Origin of the sequence: Ohtaekwangia sp., assembly GCF_036568665.1 — a bacterium.
Taxonomy (GTDB): Bacteria; Bacteroidota; Bacteroidia; order Cytophagales; family Cyclobacteriaceae; genus Ohtaekwangia.
The window spans coordinates 1-8,820 of sequence record NZ_DATCSD010000145.1 but is presented as its reverse complement, the minus strand read 5'-3'; the positions used below and the strand labels follow the sequence as shown (position 1 = coordinate 8,820).

Here is an 8,820-nt window from a genome sequence, read left to right as displayed (position 1 = left end):
GCGTTCAGCCGGTTTCAATATGCCGCAGGATAATGTATCATCAACCGATATACCTTCCAGCGATGTAGAGTTGAATGAACGCACACGCAATCACTTTCGTGATAAGATACGCAATGGTGAACTGGAAGATCGCAAGATCGAGATCAACATTAAAGGCAGTGGTGGTTCGAATGTAGGTATGATCGGTGCCGGCATGATGGATGAAGTATCCATGATGAATCTGCAGGAGATGCTGAACGGTATGATGCCGAAGAAAGCCAAGAAGCGTAAAGTTACCGTAGCTGAAGCACGCAGAATTTTGCTGGACGAAGAAGCTGCCAAACTCATTGATATGGATGAGGTAAAGGAAGAAGCTATATATAGGGCTGAGAATGCTGGTATCATTTTCATTGACGAAATCGACAAGATCGCTTCCGGTTCGCGTAAAGGTGGCGGAGGAGGTGGCCCCGATGTAAGTCGCGAAGGTGTGCAGCGCGATCTTCTTCCGATAGTAGAAGGAAGCACCGTGAATACAAAACATGGAGTAATAAAAACAGATCACGTGCTGTTCATTGCAGCAGGAGCATTTCATATATCCAAACCATCCGATCTTATACCGGAGTTACAAGGGCGTTTTCCGATTCGTGTAGAGTTGAATAATCTTACAAAAGAAGATTTTATACAGATACTTCGCGAACCGAAAAATGCTTTGACCAAGCAATATCAGGCACTGTTCGAAGCAGAAGATGTAGAGATAACTTTTGCCGATGATGCTATCGATGAAATTGCCAACACAGCATTTGCCATCAACACCGAAGTTGAAAATATAGGAGCCCGCAGGCTGCATACGGTAATGAGCAAATTGCTCAATGAATTTTTATTCGATGTGCCCGACAAGATCGGTCCGCATGCGCGCATTGTTATCAATGCTGCAATGGTGCGCGAGAAACTCTCCGGCCTCATTAAGAACAAGGACCTAAGCGAATATATTCTCTGATGAAGTACAGGTACCTTGTCATTGTATTGTTTAGTCTGGTAGTAATCACACCTGCTATAGCACAGGATGAGTTGAGTGTTGGCGTAGCTGCGGCACCCGCTTACGATTCTGTTCGGTCGCAGTATATCAAAACATTCCCGGATCATTTCTTTCTCTGGCCAGTGCTCAAGCAAAGACGCCTGGATTTTGAAATGAAGAACCTGGATAATAAAAATACATCGCTCAACTATCGCTCGAACAAGCCCTATAGTTTTGGATTGGGTATGTATCTCTTTGAGTTGGCAGTAGAAGTAACCTTTGCTGTGCCGCTCAATGCCGATGCAAAACGTATTTATGGGGAATCGAATGCGCGCGATCTTCAGTTAAATGTTATCGGTAAGAAGTGGGGTATAGATGCATACCTGCAGAAGTACGAAGGTTTTTATCTCGATGATCCTTCTGTAAAAATACCGGTCAATCAACCGTATCCACACCGGCCGGATATAGAGGCGAGGAATAACGGTGTGAGCGTAAACTATACTTTCAACAATAAAAAGTTTTCATTCCGCTCTACTTATACATTTGTTGATCAGCAATTGCGCAGTGCCGGTTCTTTCCTGCTCTATGGAACGTTGAGTAGTTTTAGCGCAGCGGGCGACTCTGCTATATTGGGTGAGCCCTACCTGAATCGCTTTGGTGAAGCTTCGCGTATAAAATCTTTCCGGGTAACTACACTGGGTATTGCCCCGGGCTATACTTATAGTTTGATCTATAAAGGATTTTTCCTCAACGGTACACTGGCTTTCGGCCCTGCGCACAATTGGCTATCGTCTACGCATGAAGATGGTGTGCAGAAGAATGATATAAAGTTCAATATATATGCAGCGGGCCGTATCGCCATCGGGTATAATGGTGATAAGGTATTTGGTGGATTCAGTTTTATAGCACAGGGTAAATCTGCCAAGTTCGACAACGCACAGATTGTTGGCTCGAACACTACTTTCAAAATGCTGATCGGGTATCGCTTCCGCGAAGTTGGTTTCCTGAAGAAACGCGTATGGGATTTACCCAAAGCGTTAATGAGCAGTAAATTTTAAATTGAGTGTTTCTGTTCGATCAATCTTCTTTGTTCTTCGGATAATCAAAGAAGAGCATTTTGCCTTTTCCCCAGGCAGCATCTTTCCACGAAGCTATATTTAGCTGGAAAGCAACAACGCCACAGGTAGGTACATTATCAATATCCAGTTCGGCATCCTGAAATGAATTAACAAATTCTGTGAGCCCCGGGTTGTGTCCGAACAGCAAAACTACTTCGTGTTTATCTTTCAGTTGTTGTATGATGGAGAGAATGGTTTCTTCATCCGCATGGTATAAAGACTTTTTTGTTTTGATACTCTCTCGTGGATATTTCAATACATCGGCAATACGCTTGGCTGTGGAGAACGCTCGCTTGGCAGGACTGCTGATGATGATGTCGGGATGAATTTCTTTCTCCTTTAGGCGCTTGCCCATGCGCGGAGCATCATTCTTTCCCCGCTCGTTCAAAGGCCTGTCAAAATCATCCTGTAACGGATTGGCCCAACTTGATTTAGCGTGTCGTATTATATATAAGGTTTTCATATCCCGCGATGCTTGCTCTTTAAAGTTTTACAAATCAATTTATTAACCGTTATCTTCGCGCCACATGGTTGGAACCAAGAAATTACGCAGAAAGATACGGTATACGATCCTTTACCGGTTTGTTCAGTTCCTGATTTTTATCTCTACCAGCTTACCGCGGGTAACGTGGCTCCGCTTCTGCGGTTTTCTGGGGAAGATCGCCTATATGTTTGCCGCGCAAACCCGTAGACTAACGGTGAAACATCTCACCATGGCATACGGAAAAGAAAAAAGTCAGGCAGAGATACGAAAGTTATCGCGCAAAGTATTTGAGATGCTGGGTAAAAATGCCGGTGATATTCTGCGTGCGTCAGGCACAGTAGATACCTGGGACGACCTTCAGAAGTTTTTAGTAGTGCATGGTTATGAAAATTATGTAGCTGCACAACAAAAAGGTAAAGGAGTAATTTTTCTTACCTGCCACCTCGGGGCATTTGACTTGCAGGTAACAACCATGGCGGTGCGTGGGTTGAATCCTAATATTATAGGTACACCTCTTAAAGACGAGCGCCTCAATAAATTACTGTGGGGTTACAGAAATAAACACGGTGCTATTGCTATAGAACGCGGCCGCGAAACATTTCGCATGATCAAGATATTGAAGTCGGGCGGGTCAGTTGCTTTACTCATCGACCAGGATACAAAAGTGAAAAGCCGCTTTGTAAACTTCTTTGGTATGCCTGCTGCTACACCGGTAGGCGCTACAGTATTGGCTATGAAGACAGGTGCTATCGTAGTACCTACCTATATATACCTGGGCAACGACTGGAAACAGCACATGCATATTTTACCGGAGATACCGATCACGGTAACGGGCGATGATGAAGCTGACATGGTATATAATACGCAGATACTAACAGGCTTTATCGAGCAGCAAATCCGTGAACATCCGGAACAATGGGTGTGGATGCACGAGCGTTGGAAAACTCAGCCAGGCGAAGAGATTGCCTGATGCTATAGCTATAGTGCGCTAGTGTTTCTCGTACACTACAAAATCAAACGCATAGGCATGGCGTTGATCAGTCGGATGATGCTGACGCGAAACTTCTTTCCATATTTTTCGGTCAAATGCGGGGAAGCGTACATCTCCTTCGATCTCCGCTTGTATTTCGGTTAAGTAAAGAACATCTGCCTGCGATAGGGCCGCCCGGTATATCTCCGCACCTCCAATCACAAATGTTTCTTTCTCTCCGTTGGCACGGGCCAGATCAAGCGCTTCTTCTATAGAGTTTACAACGGTACAGCCAGGCGCATGAAAGTTCTGCTGGCGTGTAACAACAATGTTGGTACGGTTAGGCAGCGGCCGAAATTTGCTTGGAATAGAATCGTAATTCTTCCGTCCCATGATACAGTAATGACCTTGCGTGGTAGTCATGAAATACTTCATGTCGTCAGGCAGATGCCATGGCAGATCATTGTTCTTTCCGATAACATGATTTTGTGCGAGTGCTGCGATGAGAGAGATCTTCATAAGTAAATATATAGTGCGGCCGATTTATACTTTGTTACCCCGGAAGAAATCCTGGATAGTCATTTTCTTTTTGCCTTCCGGTTGAAGCTCATCAATAGATACCCATCCGTCAGACGCTTTGATATAAAGATACTGTTTATTGTCGGTGTCGATCGTACCCACAGCGCTACCGTTGTCATTTTTGTTGGCTACAGAAACACGAAAGACCTTGAATGTTTTTTCGTTGATAGTGGCCCATGCAGCCGGATGCGGATTGAGTCCGCGTACAAAATTTCGTATAGCCTCTGCCGAAATGTTCCAGTTTATCTGGCAAGTCTCTTTGAATATTTTAGGTGCATGTTTTATCTCACCATCCGCCTGCGGTATGGATGGATAATTACCGGCTTCTATACTGCGCACGGTTTTCAATACAAGCTGTGAGCCTTTGTTCATCAGTCGTTCATACAATGTACCCACGGTATCATCATCGTGAATAGTTTCGCGTTCCTGGTATATAATGCTGCCGGTATCAATTTCATGTTTCAGGAAGAATGTAGTTACACCGGTTTCTTTTTCACCATTGATGATCGCCCAGTTGATCGGAGCGGCTCCGCGATATTGTGGCAATAAAGATGCGTGGAGATTAAATGTTCCCAGCGAAGGCATAGCCCACACTACTTCCGGCAGCATGCGAAACGCTACTACGATTTGCAATGTTGCCTCGTAACTTTTCAGTATATCTAAAAACTCTGGCGACTTCAGATTTGTTGGTTGAAGAATAGGGATATTGTATTTAAGTGCACACTCTTTAACAGGTGAGTACACAATTTTTTGACCGCGACCTTGTGGTTTGTCGGGAGCCGTAACAACTGCTACCACGTTAAATTTATTCTCGATGAGAACTTCCAGGGTGGGCACCGCAAACTCCGGTGTTCCCATAAAAATGATGCGAAGGTTATTCATAATAATGCCTGCAAATATATCGAATCTTCCTTCAGTTATGCGTTGCGGAAAATTGTGCAATTCCTTCTACTGAGCTCAGCCATAGCAAGATAGAATCGGTAGGGTAGTGCAACCGTTGGATTGGCCTTAAACTTGCAATACCAGGTATATAAACTCTACAGCTATGAAACGGATTTTGTTTGCAGTTTCAATACTGGTTGTTCTCGGTTCATGTCAGGTAAATATCATCGAACCCCGTTATGATGCACGTGATCGTGTAGTAGGATATTACTCTATGGAAGAATTCAGTGCAACGTTTAATGACTATACATACTATACCGTGCAGGTAACAAAGTACGGCACCACCGGAAATGATCTATACCTCGATAATTTTTATGGTGCAGACATCCAGGTACATGCTTATATGAATGGCGATAAGATCACGATACCGTACCAGATAGTAGATGACTATGAGATAGAAGGTACCGGTACTATACAGGGCGTCAACGTCAGCATGAACTATAGTGTTCGCGATCTGTATAATCACTCACAGACCAACTTCTGTGAAACGTGGTGTACCCGTAAGTAACGCTGTGGCTATGCGCGAAATAATTTCTTGTCGGCATAAAATGTACCGAACGGAACCAGCGAAGCTACAAATGCCAGCGCAGATTTTCCGATAGTCCATTTATAGGCAATGGTGGTCTGTATCAATAGCAATACATACGCTATAAACAGTACACCATGTGCCATGCCCACAAATCGTACAGGCTCCGGAGTAGCGGCTATATACTTTAACGGCATGGCTATGCCCAACAGCACGAGAAAAGATATCCCCTCCAGAAAAGCAACCAGTCGCAGGCGGCCCAATACAGTTGAAAGCAGGTTTGTCATGATATTTTTTGTGAACTGAGATTCCATCAAAGGTATTTCGTTTTTGTTCGAAATACCTATCTTCCGAAATTATTTTAGTTACAGATACGCATGAGTGAAACAAACTTCAAACCTGTACTGGGGTTATGGGATGCAACCATGATCGTGGCAGGGTCTATGATCGGTTCAGGAATTTTTATTGTCAGCGCGGATATTCTGCGAAATGTAGGCGGCTCCGGCTGGCTGATCGCTGTATGGCTGATAACAGGATTTATGACTATTACAGCAGCCGTAAGTTATGGTGAGCTGAGTGGCATGTTCCCGAAAGCCGGTGGTCAATATGTATACCTGAAAGAGGCGTATAACCCACTGGTTGCGTTTCTCTATGGCTGGAGTTTCTTTGCTGTAATACAAACCGGTACGATCGCTGCCGTAGGTGTGGCGTTCTCTAAATTTACAGCCTATCTCATCCCGGCTGTAAGTGAAGATATAGTATTGCTCAACCTCGGCTTCATAACCATCTCGCCAGCGCAGATACTTTCCATCGTAATCATTGTGCTGCTCACCTATATCAACACCAAAGGCGTGGAAGGTGGCAAAGCGATACAAACTACCTTTACCGTAGCGAAGCTGTTGAGCTTATTTGGTCTGATCGTCTTTGGATTGATTATGATGAAAGGCGATGTGTGGACCAGCAACTGGACCAACGCATGGGACTTACATAAACTGAATGGTGACGGTGGTATAGAAAATTATGTAACTCTTGCTGCCGTTGGTGCTATAGCTGCAGCGATGGTTGGATCGATCTTTAGCAGTGATGCATGGAACAACGTTACGTTCATCGCCGGTGAGATCAAGAATCCGCAACGAAATATAGGGCTCAGTTTATTTCTGGGTACACTGATTGTAACGATCATTTATGTAACAGCGAATATTATGTATACCGCAGTGCTGCCTTTGCATGACATTGCGTATGCAGAGAAAGATCGTGTGGCGGTTGCTGCTTCGCATGTGATCTTTGGAAATATAGGTACGGTTATCATCGCGTTGATGATCATGGTATCAACCTTCGGATGTAACAACGGGTTGATATTGGCAGGTGCACGGGTATACTATACCATGGCGAAAGATGGATTGTTCTTCCGCCAGGCAGGTCAGCTTAATAAGTTTGCAGTACCGCAGCAATCTTTGTGGGTACAATGTGTGCTGGCCAGCATCTGGTGTTTGAGTGGTAAATATGGTGATCTGCTGGATATGGTTTCGTTCGTGGTAGTGTTGTTCTATATGCTTACCATTGTCGGAATATTTATACTTCGCAAGAAACGTCCGGATGCACCGCGCCCGTATAAAGCATTTGGTTATCCGTTCCTGCCACTGGTATATATACTGATGGGCGTAACATTCTGCTCGTTGCTGATATACTATAAACCAGCCTTTACCTGGCCGGGATTGATCATTACGTTGATCGGTATACCTATATATTACTTTGCCGTGCAGCAGAAGAAGCAGGCGGCCTGATATAGTTGATGCTACGTATAAACAACAAAGCCATGAAACATTTCATGGCTTTGTTGTTTTATGCAAGCTGCGATTCTAAAATCGCTAACCCTTCGGTAAAGGAACGCGGCTCGTAGCCTAAATCAGTTCTTGCCTTGTCGATAATGAATCCTGTTTTGGGTGGACGTTTCGCGGGCTGAGTAAATTTGGTTGAGTCTGTTGGGTTGATCAGTGCTTTATTCAACTTAAAGAAATCGGCAGTGGCTATAGCGATGTCGTATGGAGTAAGAAAATCTTTACCGGAAATGTTATATATACCGGTTGCTTTTTTCTTTGCAGCTAAATAGCATCCCATAGCGAGATCTTCTGCTAATGTAGGTGTTCTCCACTGGTCGTTTACTACCTGTATAGTTTTACCTTGCTCAAGACTATTCTTTACCCACAACACTATATTTGATCGGCTCATGTCGCGTGTAATGCCAAACACTAATACCGTGCGTAGTATAGACCAACCGATAGAACTTTTCTTTACCACTTCTTCTGCTGCAAGCTTACTCTCACCATAGTAATTTACCGGGTTTGGTTTTTCAAGTTCATCCAGCGGACCGCGTGTGCCATCAAAAATAAAATCAGTGGATACATGCACGAGGTGTGCATGATGTATAGCACAAGCCTTTACGAGATTCTCTACTGAAGTGACGTTGGCTTTCCAGCACGCTTCACGATCGGTTTCGCATTGATCAACCTGCGTCATGGCTGCTGTGTTGATCACAACATCAGGTTTGGTTTGTGTGAATATTCTTTCTACAGCTTCGGCATCGGTAATATCCAGTGCGTGAAATTCACCTTTAGCGATCGGTAGCACTGATTTACTTCGTGCAGTAGCAATCAGTGTAACCGATGGATCGGTTGCCAGCAGGTCGGTAAGTTTCTGGCCAAGTAAACCATTGGAGCCAGTGACAAGTATTTTCATTTTGACAGAGAGGGTATGGGTTATTTCGAATTTGTTTTTGTATTTACTTTCGGAGGATAATGATATCCGTATAGTTTTTCAATCTTCTTTTTAGAAAGCTCTTCTACAGTAACCGTCATCCGTATATCTTCTATGGGGCGGTCACTTTGATCTTTTGGAAGAGCAGCGATCTTGTCGATAACTTCCAGCCCTTTAATCACTTTGCCGAATACCGTATATTCACCATCCAGTTGAGGAGCGCCTCCTATAGTGGTATATATCTTTAATTTCTCAGGCGAAACTTCGCGCTCCGCTTTTATACCGGTTTGTTTTTCAACCCTAGGTTTCAGTTTCATGATAAAGTCTTGTGCTTCTTTGCTATTGCCTGCCTGATATAACCTGGCGATCGTATCATACGCAGGCTGATTGGCTGGATTGCTAAAGAATTGTTGCAATGCCTGGTTATATTTTGCTGGATCGATCTTGATCTCG

11 protein-coding genes are annotated in these 8,820 nt (G+C 44.1%); 5 read left to right on the top strand and 6 right to left on the bottom strand.

Annotated features, from left to right (window positions below; genetic code table 11):
- Positions 1 to 976: ATP-dependent protease ATPase subunit HslU (gene hslU / locus VIN08_RS07835; RefSeq protein WP_331962763.1), on the top strand; the 976-nt coding region annotated here is incomplete at its 5' end.
- Positions 976 to 2,052 carry a DUF4421 family protein gene (locus VIN08_RS07830; RefSeq protein ID WP_331962760.1) on the top strand — a complete coding sequence of 359 codons (1,077 nt, stop codon included), beginning with the start codon at positions 976 to 978 and terminating at the stop codon, positions 2,050 to 2,052. The genes hslU and VIN08_RS07830, both read left to right, overlap by 1 nt.
- A 19-nt stretch (positions 2,053 to 2,071) precedes the next feature.
- Here VIN08_RS07830 and VIN08_RS07825 read toward each other — a convergent pair whose 3' ends face one another.
- On the bottom strand, positions 2,072 to 2,575 hold the full coding sequence (locus VIN08_RS07825; protein WP_331962757.1) for a histidine phosphatase family protein: 504 nt from the start codon (positions 2,573 to 2,575) through the stop codon (positions 2,072 to 2,074).
- Between the two features lie 64 nt (positions 2,576 to 2,639).
- Here VIN08_RS07825 and VIN08_RS07820 point away from each other — a divergent pair, with 64 nt between their 5' ends.
- Positions 2,640 to 3,566 carry a lysophospholipid acyltransferase family protein gene (locus VIN08_RS07820; RefSeq protein ID WP_331962754.1) on the top strand — a complete coding sequence of 309 codons (927 nt, stop codon included), beginning with the start codon at positions 2,640 to 2,642 and terminating at the stop codon, positions 3,564 to 3,566.
- Between the two features lie 18 nt (positions 3,567 to 3,584).
- On the opposite strand, the gene VIN08_RS07815 is transcribed toward VIN08_RS07820, so the two are convergent.
- Together VIN08_RS07815 and fmt are read right to left on the bottom strand one after the other, a co-directional pair.
- Positions 3,585 to 4,085 carry a dihydrofolate reductase gene (locus VIN08_RS07815; RefSeq protein WP_331962751.1) on the bottom strand — a complete coding sequence of 167 codons (501 nt, stop codon included), beginning with the start codon at positions 4,083 to 4,085 and terminating at the stop codon, positions 3,585 to 3,587.
- Between the two features lie 24 nt (positions 4,086 to 4,109).
- Positions 4,110 to 5,027 (bottom strand): methionyl-tRNA formyltransferase, encoded by a 918-nt coding sequence (fmt, locus tag VIN08_RS07810; RefSeq protein WP_331962748.1) that lies wholly within the window; start codon positions 5,025 to 5,027, stop codon positions 4,110 to 4,112.
- Positions 5,028 to 5,190: 163 nt separating this feature from the next.
- Between fmt and VIN08_RS07805 the strand changes: the two genes are divergently transcribed.
- The gene (locus VIN08_RS07805) at positions 5,191 to 5,595 is read left to right on the top strand and encodes a hypothetical protein (RefSeq protein WP_331962745.1); all 405 of its coding nucleotides are present in this window, start codon (positions 5,191 to 5,193) and stop codon (positions 5,593 to 5,595) included.
- An 8-nt stretch (positions 5,596 to 5,603) separates the two neighbouring features.
- Here the strand turns inward: VIN08_RS07805 and VIN08_RS07800 are convergent, their stop codons facing one another.
- The gene (locus VIN08_RS07800; RefSeq protein ID WP_331962766.1) at positions 5,604 to 5,927 is read right to left on the bottom strand and encodes a DUF3817 domain-containing protein; all 324 of its coding nucleotides are present in this window, start codon (positions 5,925 to 5,927) and stop codon (positions 5,604 to 5,606) included.
- A 63-nt stretch (positions 5,928 to 5,990) separates the two neighbouring features.
- Between VIN08_RS07800 and VIN08_RS07795 the strand changes: the two genes are divergently transcribed.
- Positions 5,991 to 7,397 carry an APC family permease gene (locus VIN08_RS07795; RefSeq protein WP_331962742.1) on the top strand — a complete coding sequence of 469 codons (1,407 nt, stop codon included), beginning with the start codon at positions 5,991 to 5,993 and terminating at the stop codon, positions 7,395 to 7,397.
- A 58-nt stretch (positions 7,398 to 7,455) separates the two neighbouring features.
- On the opposite strand, the gene VIN08_RS07790 is transcribed toward VIN08_RS07795, so the two are convergent.
- Together VIN08_RS07790 and VIN08_RS07785 are read right to left on the bottom strand one after the other, a co-directional pair.
- Entirely contained in the window at positions 7,456 to 8,349 is an 894-nt protein-coding gene (locus tag VIN08_RS07790) for an NAD(P)-dependent oxidoreductase (protein WP_331962739.1), read from the bottom strand.
- Between the two features lie 20 nt (positions 8,350 to 8,369).
- On the bottom strand, positions 8,370 to 8,820 hold a 451-nt coding region (locus VIN08_RS07785), incomplete at its 5' end, for a peptidylprolyl isomerase (protein ID WP_331962736.1).